Source organism: Empedobacter stercoris, assembly GCF_020281205.1.
Taxonomy (GTDB): domain Bacteria; phylum Bacteroidota; class Bacteroidia; order Flavobacteriales; family Weeksellaceae; genus Empedobacter; species Empedobacter stercoris.
In genome coordinates, this window is sequence record NZ_JACXZC010000021.1 from 31,162 (window position 1) to 55,042 (window position 23,881).

Annotated in this window: 22 protein-coding genes; 14 read left to right on the plus strand and 8 right to left on the minus strand. The window is 31.3% G+C overall.

All coding sequences use genetic code 11. The features are described from left to right. Nucleotides 1–77: 77 nt before the first annotated feature. Genes IF125_RS10235 through IF125_RS10250 form a run of 4 tightly spaced genes read right to left on the minus strand, consistent with a single transcriptional unit; the run spans nucleotide 78 to nucleotide 5,772 of the window. Nucleotides 78–785 carry a rhomboid family intramembrane serine protease gene (locus tag IF125_RS10235; protein ID WP_171622721.1) on the minus strand — a complete coding sequence of 236 codons (708 nt, stop codon included), beginning with the start codon at nucleotides 783–785 and terminating at the stop codon, nucleotides 78–80. Next, on the minus strand, nucleotides 785–3,358 hold the full coding sequence (locus IF125_RS10240; RefSeq protein ID WP_225542401.1) for a DNA gyrase/topoisomerase IV subunit A: 2,574 nt from the start codon (nucleotides 3,356–3,358) through the stop codon (nucleotides 785–787). Before IF125_RS10240 ends, IF125_RS10235 begins: the two co-directional genes overlap by 1 nt. 4 nt (nucleotides 3,359–3,362) lie before the next feature. Continuing rightward, nucleotides 3,363–3,869, minus strand: a complete 507-nt coding sequence (locus IF125_RS10245) for a hypothetical protein (RefSeq protein WP_225542402.1) — start codon at nucleotides 3,867–3,869, stop codon at nucleotides 3,363–3,365. Between the two features lie 52 nt (nucleotides 3,870–3,921). Then, nucleotides 3,922–5,772: a DNA topoisomerase IV subunit B gene (locus IF125_RS10250; RefSeq protein ID WP_171622724.1), complete on the minus strand. Its 1,851-nt coding sequence runs from the start codon at nucleotides 5,770–5,772 to the stop codon at nucleotides 3,922–3,924. Nucleotides 5,773–6,063: 291 nt separating this feature from the next. Between IF125_RS10250 and IF125_RS10255 the strand changes: the two genes are divergently transcribed. Beyond that, a protein-coding gene (locus IF125_RS10255; RefSeq protein ID WP_394369887.1) for an IS3 family transposase occupies nucleotides 6,064–7,430 on the plus strand; the annotation gives its coding sequence in 2 pieces (ribosomal slippage) (nucleotides 6,064–6,526 and nucleotides 6,526–7,430; 1,368 coding nt in all). A 56-nt stretch (nucleotides 7,431–7,486) separates the two neighbouring features. Here IF125_RS10255 and IF125_RS10260 read toward each other — a convergent pair. The 3 genes from IF125_RS10260 to IF125_RS10270 all read right to left on the minus strand — a co-directional run bounded on the left by IF125_RS10260 (nucleotide 7,487) and on the right by IF125_RS10270 (nucleotide 10,076). Next, the gene (locus IF125_RS10260) at nucleotides 7,487–8,284 is read right to left on the minus strand and encodes a T9SS-dependent choice-of-anchor J family protein (RefSeq protein WP_171622725.1); all 798 of its coding nucleotides are present in this window, start codon (nucleotides 8,282–8,284) and stop codon (nucleotides 7,487–7,489) included. A 216-nt stretch (nucleotides 8,285–8,500) separates the two neighbouring features. Further along, complete coding sequence (ychF, locus tag IF125_RS10265) at nucleotides 8,501–9,592, minus strand: redox-regulated ATPase YchF (protein ID WP_171622726.1); 1,092 nt, start codon at nucleotides 9,590–9,592, stop codon at nucleotides 8,501–8,503. Between the two features lie 82 nt (nucleotides 9,593–9,674). Continuing rightward, on the minus strand, nucleotides 9,675–10,076 hold the full coding sequence (locus IF125_RS10270; protein ID WP_225542403.1) for a hypothetical protein: 402 nt from the start codon (nucleotides 10,074–10,076) through the stop codon (nucleotides 9,675–9,677). 61 nt (nucleotides 10,077–10,137) lie between these two features. On the opposite strand from IF125_RS10270, the gene IF125_RS10275 reads away from it, so the two are divergent. Then, the gene (locus IF125_RS10275) at nucleotides 10,138–10,650 is read left to right on the plus strand and encodes a thioredoxin family protein (RefSeq protein ID WP_225542404.1); all 513 of its coding nucleotides are present in this window, start codon (nucleotides 10,138–10,140) and stop codon (nucleotides 10,648–10,650) included. Next, complete coding sequence (locus IF125_RS10280) at nucleotides 10,651–11,166, plus strand: hypothetical protein (protein WP_225542405.1); 516 nt, start codon at nucleotides 10,651–10,653, stop codon at nucleotides 11,164–11,166. A gap of 128 nt (nucleotides 11,167–11,294) precedes the next feature. On the opposite strand, the gene IF125_RS10285 is transcribed toward IF125_RS10280, so the two are convergent. Further along, the gene (locus IF125_RS10285; RefSeq protein WP_225542406.1) at nucleotides 11,295–11,990 is read right to left on the minus strand and encodes an ABC transporter ATP-binding protein; all 696 of its coding nucleotides are present in this window, start codon (nucleotides 11,988–11,990) and stop codon (nucleotides 11,295–11,297) included. Between the two features lie 247 nt (nucleotides 11,991–12,237). Here IF125_RS10285 and IF125_RS10290 point away from each other — a divergent pair, with 247 nt between their 5' ends. The 11 genes from IF125_RS10290 to IF125_RS10340 all read left to right on the plus strand — a co-directional run bounded on the left by IF125_RS10290 (nucleotide 12,238) and on the right by IF125_RS10340 (nucleotide 23,720). After that, complete coding sequence (locus tag IF125_RS10290) at nucleotides 12,238–13,059, plus strand: prephenate dehydratase (protein WP_225542407.1); 822 nt, start codon at nucleotides 12,238–12,240, stop codon at nucleotides 13,057–13,059. Beyond that, complete coding sequence (locus IF125_RS10295) at nucleotides 13,056–14,198, plus strand: pyridoxal phosphate-dependent aminotransferase (protein ID WP_225542408.1); 1,143 nt, start codon at nucleotides 13,056–13,058, stop codon at nucleotides 14,196–14,198. Before IF125_RS10290 ends, IF125_RS10295 begins: the two co-directional genes overlap by 4 nt. Then, on the plus strand, nucleotides 14,195–15,043 hold the full coding sequence (locus tag IF125_RS10300; protein ID WP_225542409.1) for a prephenate dehydrogenase: 849 nt from the start codon (nucleotides 14,195–14,197) through the stop codon (nucleotides 15,041–15,043). Before IF125_RS10295 ends, IF125_RS10300 begins: the two co-directional genes overlap by 4 nt. Before the next feature lie 99 nt (nucleotides 15,044–15,142). Next, entirely contained in the window at nucleotides 15,143–16,222 is a 1,080-nt protein-coding gene (locus IF125_RS10305) for a bifunctional 3-deoxy-7-phosphoheptulonate synthase/chorismate mutase type II (RefSeq protein WP_225542410.1), read from the plus strand. Between the two features lie 6 nt (nucleotides 16,223–16,228). Then, a complete protein-coding gene (gene rsgA / locus IF125_RS10310) occupies nucleotides 16,229–17,149 on the plus strand; it encodes a ribosome small subunit-dependent GTPase A (protein WP_225542411.1) in 921 nt (306 codons plus the stop codon). 110 nt (nucleotides 17,150–17,259) lie between these two features. Then, complete coding sequence (locus tag IF125_RS10315) at nucleotides 17,260–17,532, plus strand: hypothetical protein (protein WP_188319528.1); 273 nt, start codon at nucleotides 17,260–17,262, stop codon at nucleotides 17,530–17,532. Nucleotides 17,533–17,679: 147 nt separating this feature from the next. Next, the gene (gene dtd, locus IF125_RS10320) at nucleotides 17,680–18,129 is read left to right on the plus strand and encodes a D-aminoacyl-tRNA deacylase (RefSeq protein ID WP_171622736.1); all 450 of its coding nucleotides are present in this window, start codon (nucleotides 17,680–17,682) and stop codon (nucleotides 18,127–18,129) included. A 21-nt stretch (nucleotides 18,130–18,150) separates the two neighbouring features. Continuing rightward, nucleotides 18,151–20,046, plus strand: coding sequence for a DUF3857 domain-containing protein (locus IF125_RS10325; RefSeq protein ID WP_171622737.1), 1,896 nt, complete (start codon nucleotides 18,151–18,153; stop codon nucleotides 20,044–20,046). A gap of 9 nt (nucleotides 20,047–20,055) precedes the next feature. Further along, nucleotides 20,056–22,074 (plus strand): DUF3857 domain-containing protein, encoded by a 2,019-nt coding sequence (locus IF125_RS10330; RefSeq protein WP_225542412.1) that lies wholly within the window; start codon nucleotides 20,056–20,058, stop codon nucleotides 22,072–22,074. 87 nt (nucleotides 22,075–22,161) lie between these two features. Continuing rightward, the gene (locus IF125_RS10335) at nucleotides 22,162–22,488 is read left to right on the plus strand and encodes a nucleotide pyrophosphohydrolase (protein WP_135834709.1); all 327 of its coding nucleotides are present in this window, start codon (nucleotides 22,162–22,164) and stop codon (nucleotides 22,486–22,488) included. 2 nt (nucleotides 22,489–22,490) lie between these two features. Beyond that, complete coding sequence (locus IF125_RS10340; RefSeq protein ID WP_225542413.1) at nucleotides 22,491–23,720, plus strand: 3-phosphoshikimate 1-carboxyvinyltransferase; 1,230 nt, start codon at nucleotides 22,491–22,493, stop codon at nucleotides 23,718–23,720. Nucleotides 23,721–23,881 lie beyond the last annotated feature (161 nt).

Consider the following 23,881-nt stretch of genomic DNA (forward strand, 5'->3'; position numbering starts at 1 on the left):
TAGATATAATCTATTTCATTATCATAAAAAAAGCTTCAAATTAAATTTTGAAGCTTTTTATTTTTATAATCATTTTTTTATTTCCGATGTTCTTTCAATATCATTATAAATAAAACGATTAGCGGAAGCATCATTCCTAAAATATAATAGGTATTAATTTGTAATATAGTTGGATAAAATAGAATAGCAGTAAGCATCCCTACAATTGCGCCTCCTAAATGTGCGGAATGTCCAATGTTACCTAAATTAGTTTTCATCCCGTAAACAGAATATCCTAAATATAGAATGGCAAAAATCCAAGCAGGAATAGGAAGTGCAAAAAATAATCGTAATTCCATTTCAGGAAAAGCTGCAATCGCAGCAAATAAAATTCCTGTTACTCCTCCCGAAGCTCCTACAGCTGAATAAAAGTTTTCTTTTTTATGAATCAATACCGACAAAAGGTTTCCCCCTATAACAGCTGCTAAAAAGACCAAAAGAAACATGCCGTAGCCTATATTTAATTTTGCATTCGAGAAATCTCCAAACAAAAATCCTTCTGGACTTGCAAAAAATGCAATCACAGGGTTTGCAAAAAAATACAAGGTTAACATATTAAACAACAAATGTGTAAAATCAACATGTAAAAACCCAGAACTTAAAATTCTATAATATTCTTTGTGATGCAGGATAGATCCTACCTGAAATTTATATTTATCAAAGAAAGCATGATCATTAAATCCTTTCCAACTTACCAATACATTTACGCCAATTACGGCTAATGCAACGAGTGAGATATCCCCCATTATTCTTTTATATTTTCTTCTTCATTTGTATTCTCCTCTATTGCATCAAACAATGTCGGCTGCTGCTCTTCTTCTGACTCTGATTCTTCCTCTTCTTCTGGTTCGTCGAATGGAAGTGGCTCCAAAATATTTATTTGTTTCAACTTAAACGTTGTTAACTGATTTCCTTGTGCTTTTATACCTTTAACCGTTATAAATTCTTCTAAATTAATCACTTCTGGTTCTTTTTCTACACCTTTCACTTTAGGAAAAATCAGTTCAATTACAGGTAAATAATCTGTCGAAATAACTTTAATTGACGATTTTCCATCTTCTAATGTATAGAAAATTTGAGGAGAAAACGTATCCTCTAATACAAAGCGTTTCACGAAATAACGTTCTTTCTCTGCATCGAAATACACACAAGAAATTGGTTTTGCAGGTTTCCATTTTTCGATAATTTCTAAATCCTCGTCAAAACGATTACTCAAATCAAATGAAACCAATTTCGCTTCACCTTTTTTATTAATCGTTAAAATTTTATCATCTCCTTTAAAAGAACCCAATAAAATGCCAATTCCATCGGCGTTTAAACGTTTTGTACCCGTGTCAAACCAAATTTCACGAGGGGCTAAAGTTGAAACTCCCTCCTCTTTTAATTCTATTTTTTTGATAGGGTATTTAGTAACCAAATTACCTTTTGAAGCACGACCTTTAATGGCTAAATCAGCAAAATCTATATCAAATTTCAATTTTTTGATGCGTTGATGCGTTTTCAGAATAATTGAAACGACTTCTGCTTCTCCATTTGGATTTGCTGAAAAATATAACACTTCCGAACCTTTATTTCCTGCTGTTAAATCATATTCTTTGTCGCGTGTAATTCCGGTTACAGCAAAACGTTTTTGATAAGCAGGGCCATTTTTACCATCGCGATAAATCAAATTATAAATGGTACGTTTATCATTTTTATGCCAAATTCCGATATGAATAATTCCTTTTCCAACAAATGTCTTTGTATCAACCTTAGTTACAATCATGGAGCCATCATTTTTGAAAACAACAATGTCATCAATATCAGAACATTCGAATAAAAATTCATCTTTTTTCAATGAAGTTCCGATAAAACCTTCTGTTCTATCCACGTAAAATCTTGTATTTGCTACTGCAACTTTTGTTGCATCAATCGTATCAAATGTTCTAATTTCTGTTTTACGTTCTTTACCTTTTCCGTATTTTGTTTTTAGATTTTTGAAATAATCAATCGCATAATCAATCAAATTAGCTAAATGATGCTTTACATTTTCGATTTTATCTTCTAACGATTCAATAAATTGTTGGGCTTTATCTAAATCAAATTTCGAAATACGTTTGATTCGGATTTCAGTTAATTGGACAATATCTTCTTCTGTAACAGGGCGAACTAAGTGCGCAATATGTGGTTTTAACCCTTTATCAATCGCAGCAATTACTCCTTCCCATGTTTCTTCTTCTTCAATATCGTGGTAGATTCTATTCTCGATAAAAATTCGTTCCAAAGAAGAGAAATGCCATTGTTCTTGTAACTCATCTAACTCAATTTCCAATTCTTTTTTCAATAAGTCAACAGTATTGTTGGTGTTATGAATCAGAATTTCAGAAACGGTCAAAAATTCGGGAGTTTGTTCATTGATGACACAGGCATTTGGCGAAATAGAAATTTCGCAATCAGTGAATGCATAAAGTGCATCAATTGTTTTATCGAGGCTACTTCCTGGAACGAGATGAATTAAAATTTCAACTTCTGCTGCGGTATTATCTTCGATTTTTTTTATCTTGATTTTCCCTTTGTCATTGGCTTTCAACACCGAGTCGATCAAAGATCCTGTTGTTGTTCCAAAAGGAATTTCTGTGATTTTGAGCGTTGTTTTATCTTCTTGTAAAATTTTTGCACGAATCCGAACTTTACCTCCTCTTAATCCGTCATTATAATCAGAAACATCAATCAATCCTGAAGTTAAGAAATCTGGAAAAATTTGAAATTTCTTTCCTTTTAGATGTAAAATTGACGCATCAATTAATTCATTAAAATTATGAGGTAAAATCTTTGTTGATAGACCTACTGCAATTCCTTCTACTCCCTGTGCTAAAAGTAAAGGAAACTTGATTGGTAAATCGATTGGTTCTTTATTTCGACCATCATACGATGGTTGCCATTTTGTTGTTTTTGGATTATAGACAACTTCTAATGCAAATTTAGTTAATCGTGCTTCTATATAACGAGATGCAGCTGCACGGTCGCCAGTGTAGGTATTTCCCCAGTTTCCTTGCATGTCAATCAACAATTCTTTTTGACCAATTTGCACCATTGCATCACTAATCGCCATATCACCGTGTGGATGATATTTCATTGTATTTCCTACAATGTTCGCAACTTTGTTGTATCGTCCGTCTTCCAACTCACGCATTGAATGTAAAATTCTACGTTGAACTGGTTTCAATCCATCATAAATAGAGGGAATTGCTCGTTCTAAAATTACATAAGAAGCATAGTCAAGAAACCATTCTTGGTACATACCAGAAACTTTCTTGATGCTCTCTTGATTGTCTTGCATCATGTTAAATAGCTACTTCTACTTTTTTTTTAACTATAGAATTAAACGAAACAATTTTATCTAATTCTGTCAAAATAATATTAAGATTTCGATTAGATATGAATGCTAAACGAAATTTCACTTTTGTTAAATTGGTAGGATTCTTTTTACTATTGATATAAAAAACAAGTGTTTTAGAAAATAGTCCTTTCTGAAAATCGTACTTGATTAATTTATATTTTGGTAAATCGATTTTGTTTGGTTTTGAATTTAAGAAGGATAAAAATCCTACATTCTTTGTTTCAAATGTTATCGTTTCCCCTTTTGTGTCAATTGCAAAAAATTGATTTCCACTTTTACAACTTACATAAATCACTAATGCGATAAAAATAGATACAATATAAGGTGGTATTATGTGATACTTGTGCGGTAAAATGCCCGTATACATAATGATGTTTAGAATGATTAAAATAACGATTGTGATGTTAAGCATTCTGAAAAGCTGTATCACATTTATATTATTTTTTTTCATAAATATTATAATAGGTTATTAGGTAGATAGAAAGAATTTGATTTATATAATTTTAATTTTTTATAGCTTCTATTGCTAAATTGTTAATAATAAACTCTTGTCTTGTTGGTGTGTTCTTTCCCATGTAAAATTCTAAAAGACTATCAATCGTTTGATCTTTTCCAATCATTACAGGTTCTAAACGAATATCTTTTCCAATAAAATGTTTAAACTCATCTGGCGATATTTCACCTAATCCTTTGAATCGTGTGATTTCAGGATTTTTCACTTCTTCCAACGCTTTTATTCGTTCGGCTTCAGAATAACAATAACGTGTTTCTTTTTTATTTCTTACTCGAAAAAGAGGTGTTTGTAAAATATATAAATGCCCTTCTTTGATCAATTCTGGAAAAAACTGTAAGAAAAACGTAATAATCAACAAACGAATATGCATTCCATCGACATCGGCATCAGTTGCAATTACAACATTATTGTAGCGTAGATCTTCTAATCCTTCTTCTATGTTTAATGCAGCTTGTAACAAATTAAATTCTTCATTTTCGTACACAATTTTCTTTGTTAAACCATACGAATTTAGCGGTTTTCCTCTCAAACTAAATACAGCTTGCGTTTCTACACTTCTACTTTTCGTGATTGATCCGCTGGCAGAATCTCCTTCGGTAATAAAAATCGTTGTATCTAAACGCAATTCAGCTTTTGGATCGTTATAATGTTGACGACAATCGCGCAATTTTTTGTTATGCAAACTTACTTTTTTAGCTCGATCACGTGCTAATTTTCGAATTCCGGAAAGTTCTTTTCGTTCGGTTTCCGATTGTTTTATCTTACGTTCAAGTGCTTGTGCAACTTCTGTATTTTTGTGTAAAAAGTTATCAAGATTTGTTTTGATAAAATCATTTACAAACGTACGAACTGTTGTCATTCCTGGTCCAATTTCATTCGAACCAAGTTTTGTTTTAGTTTGAGATTCAAAAACAGGTTCAATGACTTTAATCGAAATTGCTCCAATTATTGACTTTCTGATATCCGCAGGATCATAATTTTTATTGTAAAATTCGCGTACTGTTTTTACAATTGCTTCTTTAAAAGCTGTTAAATGTGTTCCTCCTTGCGTTGTGTTTTGTCCATTTACGAAAGAATAATAGGTTTCTGAATAAGATTTTGAGCTATGCGTCATCGCTAATTCTATATCATCTCCTTTCAGGTGAATAATCTCGTAGATTGTTTCTTCTTCAATATTATCTTTCAATAAATCTTTCAATCCATCTTTCGAAAAGAATTCTTCTCCATTAAAAATAATTTTCAATCCAGGATTTAAATAGACATAGTTTCTCAACATTTTATCTACATATTCCTTTCTGAATTTAAAATTCAGGAAAATTGATTTATCTGGAACAAACGTAATTTTGGTACCTTTTCTTAAAGAGGTTTCTTTCTCATCTTCTTGAGATTTCAGAATTCCTTTTTCAAAATCTGCTACACGCGTTTTTCCATCACGAATAGATTGAACACGAAATGATGTCGACAAAGCATTTACCGCTTTTGTACCAACACCATTTAAACCAACTGATTTCTTGAAGGCCTGTGAATCGTATTTACCTCCTGTATTCATCTTAGAAACAGCATCAACCATTTTTCCAAGAGGAATTCCACGACCATAATCACGAATTGTTACTTCATCTTCGCGCAGATTAATCTCGATAGTTTTCCCTGCTCCCATCACAAATTCGTCGATACAGTTATCTACAATCTCTTTCAACAATATATAAATCCCATCATCTTGAGACGAACCATCTCCCAGCTTCCCAATATACATACCAGGTCGCATACGAATATGTTCGCGCCAATCAAGAGTTTTGATATTGTCTTCCGTATAATTTACTTGTTGATCTATTTCTGACATTTGAGTTGTTGAGTGTTAAAACGAGTTTTACAAAAATAAGAAAAAAAATCTTAATATTTTGAAGGTTCATTGATTTGATTTTGAGTGAAATCAACCTATTTTGGAAAATGATTAAATCAAAGTTGCCTCATGCTTCTTCTCTTATTTTTTGTTGAATCAATTGACAAATGAACATCAAGCGATAAATTTAAGACAAAGATTTCATGATAATGATTTTGTTTTCTTAAACAGAAAAAAAACGAGTTGCAATACACTGCCCCCAAAAAGTTAGACACTTTTGGGGGCATTTTTATGGCAAGAAAAGTAAAATATGATGTAACATACAAGTTGCGATGTGTCAAAGAAGTTTTAGAAAAACATCATTCAGTTCATTCTATATCACATCAAGAAGGTATTTCAGAAAGTTTATTGCGTAAGTGGATTACTGATTATCATAATCAAGGAGCTTTAGGTTTAGAACCTAAGAAAAACCAAACGTATAGCGTTGAATTTAAGCTAAAAGTTATTAAGTCTATAACCAAACAGTTTCTTAGTTTGCGTGAAGCTCGATTGAAATTTAATATTCCAAATGAATCGGTTATTGTAAAATGGCAAAAAGATTTTGCTACCTTTGGAATAGATGGTTTACAACCCAAACCAAAAGGCCGTCCCAAGACTATGAGCACATCTAAAGGTAAACCTGTAAAATCAAAACAACCGTTATCAAGAGAAGAAGAACTATTGTTGGAGATTGAACGTTTACGTTGTGAGAATGCACTCTTAAAAAAGTTCAATGCCTTAATTCAAGCCCAAGAGGAAAAACAAAAGAAACTTGGACGCAAGCCATAAATGAATTAAGGCCCGAATTCCATCTAAATCTACTTTTAGATTGTACACATATGGCTAGAAGCAGCTTTTACTACCATATTTCACGTAGTAAAACAGATAAATACGATGAATTAAAACTTAAGATAAAATCCATTTATCATCAGCATAAAGGACGATATGGCTATCGACGAATTACCGATGAATTAAGAAATTCAGGAACTGTCATCAATCATAAAACCGTTCTTAAATTGATGAATAGCTTAGGATTAAAGAGTTTGATTCGAAGAAAAAAATACAAATCTTACAAAGGAGAACAAGGAAAGATTGCTCCAAATATATTACAAAGAATATTTAAGGCTGATAGACCCAACCAAAAATGGGTAACGGATATTACTGAGTTTAAAGTAAAAGATAAAAAACTATATTTATCACCAATAATGGATCTGTACAATCAAGAAATTATCAGCTATGAGTTAAGCGAACGACCTGTTTTTAATCAAGTAACTCAAATGCTTAAAAAGGCATTTAAAATAACGAAAGACACTAAAGATTTGATATTACATTCCGATCAAGGATGGCAATATCAGATGAAACAATATCAAGCTTTATTAAATAAAAAAGGAATCGTACAAAGTATGAGTAGAAAAGGAAATTGTTTGGATAATGCTATTATCGAAAATTTCTTTGGAATACTTAAATCTGAATTATTTTATTTACAAAAATTCAACTCAATTGATGAGTTGAAAAAAGAAATAAAACAATACATTTACTATTACAATAACGATAGAATAAAATCGAACTTAAATAAAATGAGCCCGATACAATATCGAACTCATTTTTATAATTATTAATTTTTAATCTGTCCAAACTTTTGGGTGCAGTCTACAATTACACAACTCGTTTACTTTTATTTTTTTATAATTTTTCTCGAAATAACGCTATCTTCCGTATAGAAATTAACAATGTAAACTCCTTTTGGCAAGGTTGAAATATTAGCTTCTGACTTCTGAACTTCTAACATTTGTTTTCCTGTAACATCAAATATTTTAACTCTTTTCACCTCTTTTATTCCTGCTATTTTTACGAATCCATTATCTTGGAATACTGTAATTGTAGATTGATTAACATCTGAAACAGCTAATTTTTCTTGTACAACTTTAACATCATCCAATCCTATATATAAAATATCAGAACAATCGTAATGTCTAAAAACCAATTGCACATCTTGACCAGCATAATCAGAAATATCCACATTTACTGTTTTGGCAACATCGAAATAACCACCGTCTAAGGTTTCTTCATAAACAGGCGTCTCAGTACCTACAAAAGTTGTATTTGCAGGAATTACATAAACAGCATAATGTTCTTCAAAATAACCTTCTTCATTATCTGCAGCTGAAACTTTAAATGTCAATTCGGTTTTATTACCTTCAGGAATTGTGAATATAGGACTTGTTAAAGTATTGTCTGGCGTAAAAACTTGAAAAAACCAAGAAAAAGACCAAGCGAAAGACCCCGTAAACGAAGGCGCTTCTGCTTCTGCTGCTTCTACAAATTGCCAAGTATCTTTATCTCCATCCAAATCACCTATTGTCCATAAAGCTTGTTTTTCTGGTGTATCAAAATTTTCTTCGAAAATTGTAGTCTGAGCATTAATTTGAGAAGCAAACAATACACCTCCTAATAAAAGTAAATTTTTAATCATATCTTATTCGTGTTAATAAATTAGATGGTAATATAATTAAATTCACTCTTCATTTGATTAAACATCCTGAAAAATTTCACATAAATCTACATTTTCACCATAAAACAAGTACTTTATTGAATATTATTTACTTCTTTTTAAGATTTAACTAAATTAATCGTACAAAAAAAGCTCAATCTTTCGATTGAGCTCTCTATATTTCGTTTAAATATATGCTTAAACATTAAATAAGAAATGCATAATATCACCGTCTTGTACGATATATGCTTTACCTTCTACGTTTAATTTTCCTGCTTCACGACATTTTGCTTCAGAACCGTAAGTCAAGAAATCTTCAAATTTGATTACTTCTGCACGAATAAATCCTTTTTCGAAATCGGTGTGAATAACTCCAGCAGCTTGTGGTCCTGTAGATCCTTTCTTAATTGTCCATGCACGAACTTCTTTTACACCAGCTGTAAAATAAGTTTCTAAGTTTAGTAAAGAATAAGCAGAGCGAATCAAACGATTAACACCAGGCTCCTCTAATCCTAATTCTTCTAAGAAAATTTGACGCTCGTCGTATGTTTCTAACTCGTTGATATCCGCTTCAATTTGAGCTGCTAAAACCAATACTTCTGCATGTTCGTCTTTTACCGCTTCTTTTACTTTCGCAACAAATTCGTTTCCATCTTTTGCTGCAGATTCGTCAACATTACACAAGTACAAAACTGGTTTCGCTGTAATTAATTGCAAAGAATCAATAATTTCTTGTTCTTTTTCATCTAATTCCATTTCACGAACATTTTTTAACTCTTCTAAATGAGCAATAACAGCAGTCAAAACTTCTACTATTTTTTGTTCTTCTTTGTTACCAGCTTTAGCCGCTTTTTTAGACTTATCGATTCGTTTTACAACCGTATCTAAATCCTTTAATTGCAATTCTAAATCAATTGTTTCTTTATCACGAATAGGATCAATAGATCCGTCTACGTGCGTAATGTTTTCGTTTTCGAAACAACGTAAAACGTGAATAATAGCATTACACTCACGAATATTTCCTAAAAATTGATTTCCTAAACCTTCTCCTTTACTTGCTCCTTTTACCAAACCAGCAATATCCACTATTTCTACAACTGCAGGTACAACGCGTTCTGGGTTTACAATTTCTTCTAATTGATTTAGACGTGTATCAGGTACAGAAACCGTTCCTACATTAGGTTCAATTGTACAGAAAGGATAATTCGCCGATTGTGCTTTTGCATTCGACAAACAGTTAAATAAAGTAGATTTACCAACATTAGGCAATCCAACAATTCCACATTTCATATATGTTGTCTCTTTTTTTAATGATTGATTATTAGATCGATGTTCTAATAATTTTGTGCAAAGATAATGATTTCCATTAAATTTATTGAACCGAAGAAACTCTGTTCAATTTTATATTTAAGACATTACCAGAATATGATTTCATTTCGCCTAACAAGCAATCGCACGTAGTATCATAATTCAAATCATAATAATTAGATGTTTTATCAAGATTGATCTTTCTGAATTTGAGTTGAGGAAAATTAAAAACAATTGAATCTGTCACATCTTTTTCATAACCGTCCTGAAAATCAAATTCAATTTTCAGTTTTGATTTAATTTTAGAAACATCCATGATTGCATTACTTTTTGACAATGGAACTTCTACCACTTTCGATTTATAATCCAAAAAGTTTTGTTGCCATTTTCCTTCTATTGTTTTTATGTTATTCGTAGCACAACTTGTCAGTAAAATCACGAAAATAAAACCTAAAAAATGTTTCATAAGTGTTAATTTTAATTGAAAATACAATTATTTTTTTACATTTACTTAAATACTTATTACAATGAAATTAAACGTTTTAATTATTGGTTTTGTAATCGCCTTAAGTAGTATTGTAAATGCACAAACAGCAACAGAAATATTAACTAAAGCTCAAAATCAAGCAAAAGTTGAAAATAAAAATGTCTTTTTAATTTTTCATGCTTCTTGGTGTGGTTGGTGTAAAAAGATGGAAAAAAACATGGACGATCCTCTTGTGAAATCTTATTTTGATGCGAATTATGTCAAGACTTTTATGACAGTACAAGAACGAGCAGAAAAGAAAAATTTAGAAACACCCGGTGGAGATGCTGTTAATGAGAAATTAGGAGGAAAAGATCAAGGTTTACCTTTTTGGGTAATTTTAGATTCGGAAGGGAAAGTATTAGAAGATTCTCGTGTAAATGGCGAAAATATCGGTGGTCCAGCTTCAGAGGAAGAAGTAAATCAATTAATCACTAAACTTGAAACAACATCTAAAAACGAAAAGGTTAATTCAGAAAAAATCAAAGAAGTTTTTATCTTGAAAAAGAAATAAATGAACTTAGAAGTTATTGTTTTTACAAGCGATTTTGATGATAAGATTCTATATGATATCATTAAAAAAATGAATGAATTTGATATGACTTGTGAAGTTCATCCAAATATTAAGTTAAACGAACATTCTGGATTCCTTCCGTTTAAATTTAAATTCACTAACTCTACAAATAAAAGAATTGATAATAAAGAATTGATTTCTGGATTTGAATTTTATATTAATGATTTTAATGTAGAAGATTATTCGGAACTTATTAAGGATAATAATCTTAAAAAATTCAATAAAGCTTTAACTTTTTCTTGGAGTTATTCAAATACTTTTGAGCTAAGATTTGCTTTGTTAACAAGTTCAATCTTCACTCAAATAACAAATTCCGTTTTATATTATCCTTCAGAAAATTACTGGTATGATAATAATGAACTTGTAAATAATATTTTTAAAGATATTTTAGATTTTGAAAATAGTTTAAAACTAAAAGAAATAAATTTTCATGAATTTGAATCTTGGTCTGAATAAAAAAGTAAGTCGTCTCAATACTTAATCATATAGGGTAAGAATCTTTTATATGAAACTATTCACAGATAAGAGTCCAAAATGAAAATATAAAAAAAGGCTGTTTTCACGAGTTGTGATACAGCCTCTTTTTATTGTGTCAAAACATGAAAAGCTTCTTCCAAGTTTTTATATTGTCCTTTAAATTCTTCAATCGGCTGATTTGCGATAATTTTACCTTTATTCAATAGAATTACACGTGAACAAAGCGCTTCTACTTCTTGCATAATATGCGTCGATAAAATCACTGTTTTTTCTTTTCCAATTTCACGAATAACTTCTCTTATTTCTATAATTTGATTTGGATCTAAACCATTTGTAGGCTCATCTAAAATTAATATTTCTGGACTCGAAATAATCGCTTGAGCCAATCCGACACGTTGTTTATAACCTTTTGATAACTGATGAATTTTCTTGTGTTTTTCGGGAGATAACCCTACTTTTTCAATTACTTCATCTATTTTTGATTTTGGTACTTTTCTTATGTTTGTGACAAATTCTAAATATTCTTTCACGTACATATCCATATACAGCGGATTATTTTCTTGTAAAAATCCAATCAATTTCTTTGATTCTATTGGTTGAGTCGAAACATTCAAGTCATTCACAGAAATTTCTCCAGCATCTGTATTAATTGCATTGGTAATACTTTTCATCAAGGTAGATTTTCCTGCTCCATTTGGTCCTAATAAACCAACAACTTCTCCATTGTTTATAGAAAATGAAACATTGTCTAAAGCTAATTGTTCGCCGTATTTTTTTACTAAATCTTTAATGATTATTCCCATTTGATGAAAAAATTTCGATAAAATTAGTGAAAAAGATTTGGATATATAAAATTTTATCTTTTAGATTTGTAACTGTAAAATAAAAAAGACAAGAATGACATCATTCAATTATTTTAACGCATTTTTCTTTTACTTTTTTGGATATTATCCAGGAGAGCAGGGACTGCGTTGTCGTAATTGATTGTAACATCAACATAAGATAATTTAAAGTCCCGCATTTTGTGGGACTTTTTTTGTGGAAAAAAAAATGAAAACAAGAGTTGCAATACAAGGTTATATTGGTTCGTATCATCATGAAGCTGCCAATAATTATTTAGGAAATGACATCGAAATTGTAGAATGTGATACATTCAAAACCTTGGCAAAATCGCTTGCAAAAGGAAAGGTTGACAAAGCAGTAATGGCAATTGAAAACACAATCGCCGGAGCAATTTTACCAAACTATGCATTGCTTACAAAATACAATTTAAAAGTTGTTGGCGAGATTTATTTATCCATTCAACATCAACTAATGGTCAAAAAAGGACAAATTTTAGAAGACGTAAAAGAAGTTCGTTCGCATCAAATGGCCTTATTACAATGTGATAAGTTTCTTGAAAAACATCCAACTTGGCGCGTTGTAAATGATATTGATACCGCATTAACAGCCAAAGATATTGTAGAACAAGATTTAAATGATGTTGCGGCGATAGCCTCTAGAAAGGCAGCAGAAGTTTATGGATTAGACATTTTGGCTTCGAGCATTCAAACGTTTCAAGATAATTTCACTCGTTTTTTTGTATTGCAACGCGAGCACAATGATTACGAAGATTTCAATAAAGTTTCGATGCGATTTTCAGTTCCACACAAAGCTGGTGCTTTGGTAGATGTACTGAATCAAATTGCGGAATGTGGAATTAATATGGATAAAATACAATCTGTTCCAATTATCGAAAAACCTTGGGAATATTCTTTTCACATCGACATTACGTTTGATCAAAAAGAAAAATATTATGAGTTACTTGGTAAGATTGCACGAAAATTAACGGATTTAGAAATATTAGGCGAATATAAACTGGGAAAAAAATGATAGCAGAAGCCCAACGATTAGAAAGTGTTCAAGAATACTATTTCTCGAAAAAATTACAAGAAATAGCGAACATGAAAACCGACATACCAATCATTTCATTAGGAATTGGAAGTCCAGATTTACAACCTCATCCAGATGTGATTGCAGCATTAATCAAAAATTCTCAAAGCGGAATTAATGGTTATCAAAGTTATCGAGGTATTCCAGAAATGAGAGAGGCGATTGCTAATTTTTACAAAAATAAGTTTCATGTAACAGCTAATCCTACAACTGAAATTTTACCGCTGATGGGCTCTAAAGAAGGAATTATGCATATTTCGATGGCTTTTCTGAATGAAGGCGATAAAGTTTTGATACCAAATCCTGGTTACCCAACGTATTCTTCGGTAACTGAATTAGTACAAGCAGAACCCTTGTTCTACGATTTGAAAGATGAAAATAATTGGCTGCCAGATTTTGAACAATTAGAAAAATTAGCTGAACAAAAACCCAAAATCATGTGGTTAAATTACCCACATATGCCTACAGGAGCTAAAGCTTCGAAAGATGTTCTAAGAAAAATAGTGGAATTTGCTACTCGTCACAATATTTTAATTGTCAATGATAATCCGTATAGTTTTATTCTGAACGATGAGCCAACAAGTATATTAGCAATTGATGGCGCAAAAGAGGTTTGTATTGAACTGAATTCCTTAAGTAAAACCTTTAATATTGCGGGGTGGCGTGTAGGAATGGTAATCGGAAAAGAAGCTTTTATTAACGCTATATTAAAAGTGAAATCTAACATGGATTCGGGAATGAATTTTGCTATACAAAAAGCCGCTACAAAAGCACTTTTAGTCGATGATTCTTGGTACGATGAGTTGACAAAAGTATACGCAGAACGAAGAAAAGTGATTTGGGAAATTGCAGATATTCTAAATGTAAACTATAACCCAGATGCTGCAGGAATGTTTATTTGGGCAAAGCTTCCAGATGGAAAAGATGATAAAGAATTTATTGACGAAATTCTTCACGACAAGAAAGTGTTTATAACACCAGGAAGTATTTTCGGAAGCAATGGTGAAGGTTTTATTCGATTCTCACTATGTGCATCATTAGAGAAGTTGATTGAAGTTAAGAAAAGAGTCGAAGCATGAAAACAATTTCAGTAATCGGTTTAGGATTAATCGGAGGTTCGTTTGCTTTAGCGTTAAAAAAAGTTGGTTTTGCCGAAAAAATTATTGGAGTAGATCAAAATGTAACGCATCAAATTGAAGCGTTAGAATTAGGTATTGTCGATGAAATTGCACAATTAAATGAAGCACTTTCTCAATCAGATTTAGTTGTTATTGCAGTTCCAATTAATTCGATTCAGAAAGTATTACCAGAGATTTTAGATCAAATTAATGATAAAACAATTGTGATGGATATGGGATCAACAAAAGCTGGAATTTGTAAAAAGGTTTTGAATCATCCCAAAAGAAAACAGTTTGTTGCTACACATCCAATTGCTGGAACTGAAAATTCAGGACCAAAAGCAGCTTTTCCAGAACTTTTCTTAAACAAAGTCGCAATTTTATGTGATGTTGAAAAAAGTGAAAAAGAAGCTGTTAAAAAAGTGAAAAAGATTTATCAATCGCTTTGGATGAATGTCAAAACGATGACATCTGATGCGCATGATGCACATATTGCTTATGTTTCTCATCTTTCACATATTACATCGTTTGCCTTGGGACAAACTGTTTTAGAAGAAGAAAAAAACGAAGAAGCAATTTTTGACATGGCAGGTTCTGGGTTTGAATCTACTGTTCGTTTAGCAAAAAGTTCACCTGATATGTGGACACCTATTTTGATTCAGAACCGAGAAAATTTACTCAATGCGATTGATGCTTATCAAACCCAAATTTCTAAAATCAGAAAAATGATCGAAGAAAAAGAAGCTACTGATATTCATCAATATTTAAAAAATACGAACGACATACGTCGAATCTTAAATAAATAAAATAATAGCTGTCTTTCTGAGCTTGGCGAAGAATCACAAAAAAGAATAAATAATTTACACTCAAACAAGTAAATATTAAACCTTAAATTTGTAAACATTATGGAAAATAATAATTGGATAAAAGAATACGATAAACCAATGATCATCGCTGGACCTTGTAGTGCAGAAAGTGAAAAACAAATGATGACAATCGCCGAAGATTTGGACAAAGATTATGTACAAGTTTTTCGTGCTGGAATTTGGAAGCCTCGTACTAAACCAAATTGTTTCGAAGGAGTTGGTGCAATCGGATTAAACTGGTTGAAAAAAGTAAAAGACGAATTCGGAATGAAAATCGCAACTGAAATTGCCAACGCAAATCACGCAAAATTAGCATTAGAATATGATGTTGATGTATTGTGGATTGGTGCACGTTCTACTGTAAACCCGTTTACAGTTCAGGAAATAGCAGAAGCTTTACGCGATACAGACAAAACTGTTTTGGTGAAAAATCCTGTTAATCCAGATTTAGATTTATGGATTGGAGCTTTAGAACGTTTAGAAGGCCAAGGTATCAAAAATTTAGGTGCCATTCACCGTGGTTTCTCTACGTATAAAAAGACAAAATACCGTAACAATCCACAATGGCAAATAGCGTTAGATTTCAAAAATAAATTACCTAATGTTCCAATTATATGTGATCCATCTCATATTTGTGGAAATAGAACAGGTTTATTTGATGTTGCGCAACAAGCCTTCAATTTCGAGTACAACGGATTAATGATTGAAACACATAATAATCCTGATGAAGCTTGGTCGGATGCTGCACAACAAATTACGCCAGCTCGTTTATTAGAAATCTTGAAAGATTTAGAAATTCGCCAATCTGATGATCCAGATGCAATTTACAAAACTGGAATTGAAAACTTACGTCATCAAATTGATGAATTAGATAACTCTATTTTAGATACTATTGCACAACGTATGAGAGTTGCAAATTCTATTGGAGAATTGAAAAAAGAACATAATGTGGCTGTTTTTCAACCAGATCGTTGGAAACAAATTAAAGATAATTCGGTAAAAGCTGGAGTTTCTTTAGGTTTATCGGAGGATTTTGTTGATAAATTATTACAAGCAATACATCAAGAGTCTGTTGCACAACAGAACCAGATTATGGTTAAAAAAGAAGAAAAAATATAAACAATATTGAAAGGAATTGTCATAAAATCTACTGGTAGCTGGTATCATCTTCTTACGGAAGATGGTACAACTTATCAGGCAAGAATTAGAGGAAAATTTAGAATAGCAAATATCAAACACACTAACCCAATTGCGGTTGGTGATGAGGTTGATTTTGAAATTGATAAAGATGATATTGCGGTTATTACAAAAATATATGACCGTAAGAATTACATCATTCGAAAATCGGTCAACCTTTCCAAAAAAACACACATTATTGCTTCTAATATTGATGTCGCTTTTTTGGTTGTAACGCTTACTAATCCCAAAACTTCGTTTGGTTTTATTGACCGATTCTTGATTACTGCCGAAGCTTATCATATTCCTGTTGTCATTCTATTCAATAAAATGGATTCGTACACAGCAGATGAAATCGCTGAACTAGAAATTTACAAATCAATATACAATACAATTGGTTACGAAAGCATTGATATTTCTGCCGAAACAGGTTTAAATTTAGATAAAGTAAAAGCGTTAATGAAAGATAAAGTAAGTTTAGTTTCAGGACATTCTGGAGTTGGAAAATCTACATTATTAAATACATTAAATCCCGATTTAAATTTAAAAACGCACGAAGTATCTGATTTTAATAGCAAAGGACAGCATACCACAACTTTTGCCCAAATGTACGAATGGCCTTTTGGTGGTTTCATTATCGATACTCCTGGAATCAAAGAATTTGGTTTAGTACACATTGATAAATCTGAATTGCAAGGTTACTTTCCTGAAATTTTAACGTTGAAATACAATTGTAAGTTTGATAATTGTATTCATGTTAACGAACCAAAATGTGCTGTTCGAGATGCCGTTGAAAATGATGAAATAGCTATTTCACGTTACGAAAATTACCTCACTTTTTTAGAAGAAGATATTTACACTGGTAAATAAAATAGCATAAATAAGCCATTTCTACAGAAATGGATTATTTTTTTTTCAAATTACGGTTTCACGTAAAAAAAGATCATTCACACCGTTTATTTTTGCTAAAATTATTTTGAATGAGCAATTTATCTGTGCAGATAGCATTGGATTTTGTTGAATGCACAAAAGAACAAAAAGAAATATTTTTGAAACATTTGGAAGTTTTAAAATGGCAGCCAGTTAATTCTGATAAATTATGGATTGCTGAGTTCGAAAATAGTGAAAACAATCAAAGTCGATTAGATAGTATTGAGCGAGAATTAATCTTAGCAAAAGAAATCTCTAATCTGTATGAATTAGATTATGCAATAATTATTGAAAATGAAATTTATTTTAATCAATTAAATTAACCATAATAAACATAAAGCGATTGCTTTCCAAACTAAAATTACGACAAGGCGTTAAAGCATATTGATAAATGTGTTGTTAACGCTTTTTTTATTTGTTAACTTTTTCTTAAATTTCTGAAGATTTTATAAAATATAGATACCTTATTTATGCGAATGATTTTACAGCGTGTACAACATGCTTCTGTAATGGTTGAAGGAGAAATAACTGGAAAAATAAACAACGGAATTTTGGCTTTGGTAGGTTTTGAGCCTGAGGATACAAAAGAAGATTTTGAATGGATTTCAAAAAAAATGATTCAATTAAGAATTTTTAACGATGAAAACGGGGTAATGAATTTAGACGTGCAACAAACAAAAGGTGATATTTTGATCGTTTCCCAGTTCACGTTACATGCTTCAACAAAAAAAGGAAACCGTCCTTCTTACATAAAAGCATCAAAACCAGATTTAGCTCAAGAGCAATATCACTCTTTTTTGGAGGTTTTAGAGACCAATTACAAGCCTGTACAAAAAGGAATTTTCGGTGCCGATATGAAAGTTGAATTACTCAACGATGGTCCAGTAACCATTTTTATCGATTCGAAAAATAAAGAATAATTAATATAACACTATTATTGAATGAATAAAACTCTACTTTTTACAACTTTATTTATCAGTTCTTTTTGCTTTTCGCAAAATTATGCAGTCGATCAAATTCCAGCTGATTTGTTAAAAGATGCCTATGCTGTTGTCCGAAAGGAGGATGAAAAAATTGAACTTTTAAAAATTGATGAACTTAAACACACAAAAGAAGTTGTAGTTACAGTTTTGAATAAAGCTGGAGATAGCTATGTAGGAGCACAAGCACATTACAATCCGAATATCAAAATTGACGCATTAGAAGCTGTGTTGTTTGATGCGAATGGCAAGGAAATTAAAAAATTTAAATCCAAAGATTTTAGTGATCAAAGTTTTGTGAGTAGTGGTCAAATGTACACGGATGATCGTATCAAATACCTTAATTTCACGCCTACTCAATATCCTTATACGATACATTATAAAATTTCTATTACGAGTAAAAATACGATTGGTATCCCAAAATGGTTTCCTGTAAAAGCTCCAAATTTATCCATCGAAAAATCATCTTATTCTTTCACGAATAAAACAAATTCTGTTATCCGAATTAAGGAAAATAATTTTGTCGGATTTAACATTCAAAAAGAAGGTGATACGAATAATCTAAACTATAGATTTAATCATATTCCAGCTTTTAACGAAGAAGATAAAATGTTGAGCATCAGAAATATTTTTCCAAATGCTGTTTTAGCTTCGAATCAAATTAATATCGATGGAGTTAAAGGTACATTTGATAATTGGAATGATTACGGAAAATGGACCTACGATTATTTAGTGGGAGGTAAACAAGATTTTACAACAGCTCAAAAATCATTTTTCCAACAGCTTGTAAAAGATGCAAAATCAGAAAAAGAGAAAGTCCAGATTTTGTACAAACATCTCCAAAACAAAGTCCGTTATATTGGTGTACAATTAGGTATCGGTGGACTGTCGCCATTTCCCGCTTCTTATGTAGAAAGTAAAAGTTATGGCGATTGTAAAGCGTTGACAAATTACACGATGTCGATGTTAGATGCTGTTGGCATCAAATCTTATTATACCGAAGTACACTCAGGATCACCTGCACAAGATATGACTGAGGATATGATGTATTTACAAGGTGATCATGTTATCTTGTATGTACCATTAAAAGACGAAGATATATGGTTAGAAACAACTAGTCAAACTTCAGCATTTAATTATTTAGGTGATTTTACAGCGAACAGAAAAGTATTTATTTTAGATGAAAAAGGTGGAAAAATAATTCCTTCTCAAAGTTTCAAACCAGAAGACAATCAATTAATCGTAACTGGTAATGCTACAATCTCTGTTGATGGAACACTGAATTTTCAATTTAAAGAAACGTCAAAAGGATTGATTTATGAAAATTTAGCAAGATACAATCAACTTAGTGAAAAGGATCTTGATATTCGTCTAAAAAACAGATTTTCATCTTTACAAGGAATTCATTTTAAGCAAAAAGAGTTTGAAAACGATTGGGAAAATGCAGTTTTTACATCCAATTTTGATTTTTCAGTTCCTAATTACGCTAAAATTCAGGGAAACAATATCATCATTAATATGATTCCTGTAAATCGTGAAGAAACCTCTTTGAAAAAGGCAAAAGACAGAAAGTTTGATTTTAAAATTGAATCTGGATATGTTGACGAAGTAATCTATTCGCTTGCATTACCTGCTGGTTATAGATTGCCTCAAAAATTTGATTCAATTTCTGTGAAATCGGTTTTTGGTGAATATCATTTAGAAATCAATCCAAAAGAAAATGCCACAATCGAGGTTAAACGTATTTACAAACAATTGCCTGGAAAATTTACCAAAGAAAAGTTTAATGAATATGTAGAATTTCGCCGACAAATAGCAGGATATGACAACACAAAATTACTTTTAGAAAAACTATAACACACTTATATGAAAACATTAATTACGATAGTAGCCTCTGTTGCTACAGTTTCAAGTTTTGCGCAAGATGTGAAATTTGGAAAAATATCAAAACAAGATTTCGAGAAAACAAAGAGTACAATACAGGCAGATGCTCCAGCAGAAGTTTTGTATGCAGATGGAAATTATAAAGTAAGTTTCAATACAAATCAGGGCGGTGTTGAACAAACAAAAAAAGTTTTTTATCGCATGATTGTCTTTGATAAAGACAAAACACCTGACGATGTTTTAAAAATTGAAATTCCTATTTATAAAAGTACAACAACTGATCAAGATAAATTATTTTCTTTAAAAGCTGTTACTTATAACTTAGAAAATGGAAAAATAGTTGAGCAAAAAGTAGAGAAAAAAGATATTTTCTTAGAAAAAGTTCATCGTTTTTTAGATAAGCAAACCTTTACATTTCCAAATGTTAAAAATGGCTCAATCTTAGAATATACATACGAAATTGTTTCTCCTTTTGTTCGACAAACTGACGCTTGGTATTTCCAACAATCAATACCAGTTGTTGCAAGTAATTTCACATTTCAAAATCAGGAATATTTTAATTATCAACAAGATTTGAGAGGTGGTTTTACGCCTAAAATATCAACTAACTCGAAAGAAGAAACATTTACAAGTACTTCCTTTGGAAACAGAGGTGTTTCAAGTTTCGGAGGAAATATGGGAAACCAAGGAGCTACTTCAACTACTCAAAAACTAAAATTAAATACCCAAACCTACACTTTAACTAGTTTACCTTCTTATTCTCGCGAAGCTTATGTGCTCAATCCACGAAATATGTTAGCAAGTATTCGGTTTGAATTAGCTTCTTTTGTAGCGCCAGGAAGAACATCTGAAAGCTATGCGACTACTTGGGAACGTATTGGAAAAGATTTGATGGATCACGAAGATTTTGGTCGCCAATTAAACGGAAATAACTTTTTAGACGAAACGGTAAACGCAACAATAGCAGGAAAAAATACAAACACCGAAAAAATGACTGCTATTTATGATTACGTTAAAAAGAATTTTACGTGGAACGAATACCACAGCGAAACAACTGAAAAAGGAATAAGAAAAACATTTAATGAGAAATCTGGAAATGTTGCTGACCTTAATTTATTATTGACTACAATGTTGCGAAAAGCTGGATTAGATGCTAATCCTATTGTGCTAAGTTCTTTGCAAAATGGATTAATTAATTATTCATTTCCTTCTCGCAGCAAACTAAATTATGTCATTGTTGGGGCAGATGTGGATAATGATTTTTATCTGATGGATGCGACGGATAAGAATGCACAAATCAATTTATTGCCACTAAGAGCAATCAACGATCGTGGATTTATGGTAAATGAAAAAGGAATCAAAGAAATTCCTTTGCGCAATTCTGTTATGACGAATAATAAAATATCAATTACCGCCGATTTAACTACTGATGGAAATTTGAAAGGTCAATTTTCTAATGTAAGAGATAATTACTTTTATATGTTCGATAAAAATGAAATTGCAAACGATCCAAAAGCGTTCGAAAAAGAATTTGTAGAAGATTATAATTTCGAAATTTCTGATTTTAAAACACAAGATAACAATCAAAATAATATTCGTCATCAATTCAAATTTGATGATGTAAAAGTGGATGTTGCAGGAAACAAAATCTTATTCAATCCCTTTCTTTTTGTAACAAACACAAAACATAACTTGAATTTAGAACAACGTAATTATAACATCGAATTTGGTGCGCCAATTACGAATACAAATACAGTGAAAATTAAAATTCCTGAAGGATACAAAGTAGAAACTTTACCTGTAGAAAAACAATTTACAATGCCAGATCAAGTTGGAGGATATGTTTGCAAAGTAATAGAAAAAGATGGCTATATTATTGCTCAAGCTCAAAAAGTAATGCCTTACAGTACTTTACCAGCACAATATTACAAACCATTGAAAGAATTTTTAACAAATATCATTCAAGCTGAAAGTCAGCAAGTGATTTTAGTTAAACAATAAAAATATAGAAACTGCGAATAAAGCCAACTCCAAACGCGAGTTGGCTTTTTATTTTTGTACCTTTATCTTTTAAAAATTTTAAACAAAATGAGCCTTAAACAAGCACAATTAGACGTTGATAATTGGATTAAAGAACATGGTGTTCGTTATTTTAACGAGTTAACAAATATGGCACAACTAACAGAAGAAGTTGGTGAAGTTGCTCGTATTATTGCTCGTCGTTATGGTGAGCAGTCAGAAAAAGAATCAGATAAAAACAAAGACTTAGGCGAAGAATTGGCCGATGTTATTTTTGTAGCGCTTTGTTTAGCAAATCAAACTGGTGTTGATTTAGAGTCTGCTTTTTACAAAAAATTAGATTACAAGACAAAACGTGATCATGATCGTCATCAAAATAATGATAAATTAAAATAAATATGATTGAAATTTCTGCGCTACAATCTCCCATCAATAATCAACTATCGATAACAGGATCCAAAAGCGAAAGCAATCGTTTATTGTTATTAAACCAATTATTTGAGAATGTTTTGACTTTAGAAAATATTTCAAATTCAGAAGATTCTCAGTTAATGCAAAAGGCTTTAGCAAACAAAACAGATTTAATCGATATTCATCACGCTGGAACCGCTATGCGATTTTTGACAGCTTATTTTTCTATTCAAGACGGACGAAAAGTAACGTTAACAGGTTCTGATCGAATGAAACAACGACCTATAAAAATTTTGGTAGATGCGTTAAACGAATTGGGTGCAGAAATTTCGTATCAAGAGAATGAAGGCTATCCACCTTTGTCTATTGTAGGAAAAAAATTAACCAAAGAAACAATCACTATTCCATCTAATATTAGTTCGCAATACATCACAGCGTTATGTTTAATTGGAACGAAATTAGAAAATGGATTGACGATAAATCTTAACGGAAAAATTATTTCTGTTCCATATATTCAAATGACAATTCAGTTGTTGAATAAAGTTGGAATTAAAGCCACTTTCGAAGGAAATACAATTCAAGTTCCTTTTACGAAAAGGATCGAAGCGCAAATAGTACAAGTTGAATCCGATTGGAGTTCGGCTTCTTACTATTATAGTTTGATTGCTTTATCACAAAATTCTGAAGTTAAAATTTCGACATATTTCAAAGACTCTTTACAAGGAGATTCGGCTTTGCAAAATATATATGCAGAAAACTTCGGTGTGATTTCTACTTTTGATAGTGGAATTTTAAGCTTAAAAAACGATGCGAATTTTCAGCCTAAACAAAAGATTGAATTAAATTTAATCAATACACCAGATATTGCACAAACCATTGCCGCAACTTGTGTTGGACTGAAAGTAAATTGTATTTTAACAGGGTTAGAAACATTAAAAATCAAAGAAACAGATCGTTTGGTTGCATTGAAAAATGAGTTAGAAAAATTAGGTGCGATTATTCGTATTACTGATGATTCTTTAGCGATAGAAGGTTATCAAGATTTTTCTGAAACGCCAACTTTTGAAACATATAATGACCATAGAATGGCAATGTGTATGGCGCCTTTGGCTCAGAAATATGCGATTCGCATTAACAATGAAATGGTTGTTGAAAAATCATATCCGACATTTTGGGAAGATTGGACAAAATTAGGATTTGAGATTAAATCTATTTAAAATAATATCATAAAAAAATCCGCTCGTGAGCGGATTTTTTTTAGAATATACTAAAGTTTTTATTCTAAGTTCAACAAATAAGTGCAACTCAAATTAAATCATTGGGGGCTAGCCCCCAATGATTAGCCAAGTGCTAAATTTGATTTGTGAAAAAAATATAT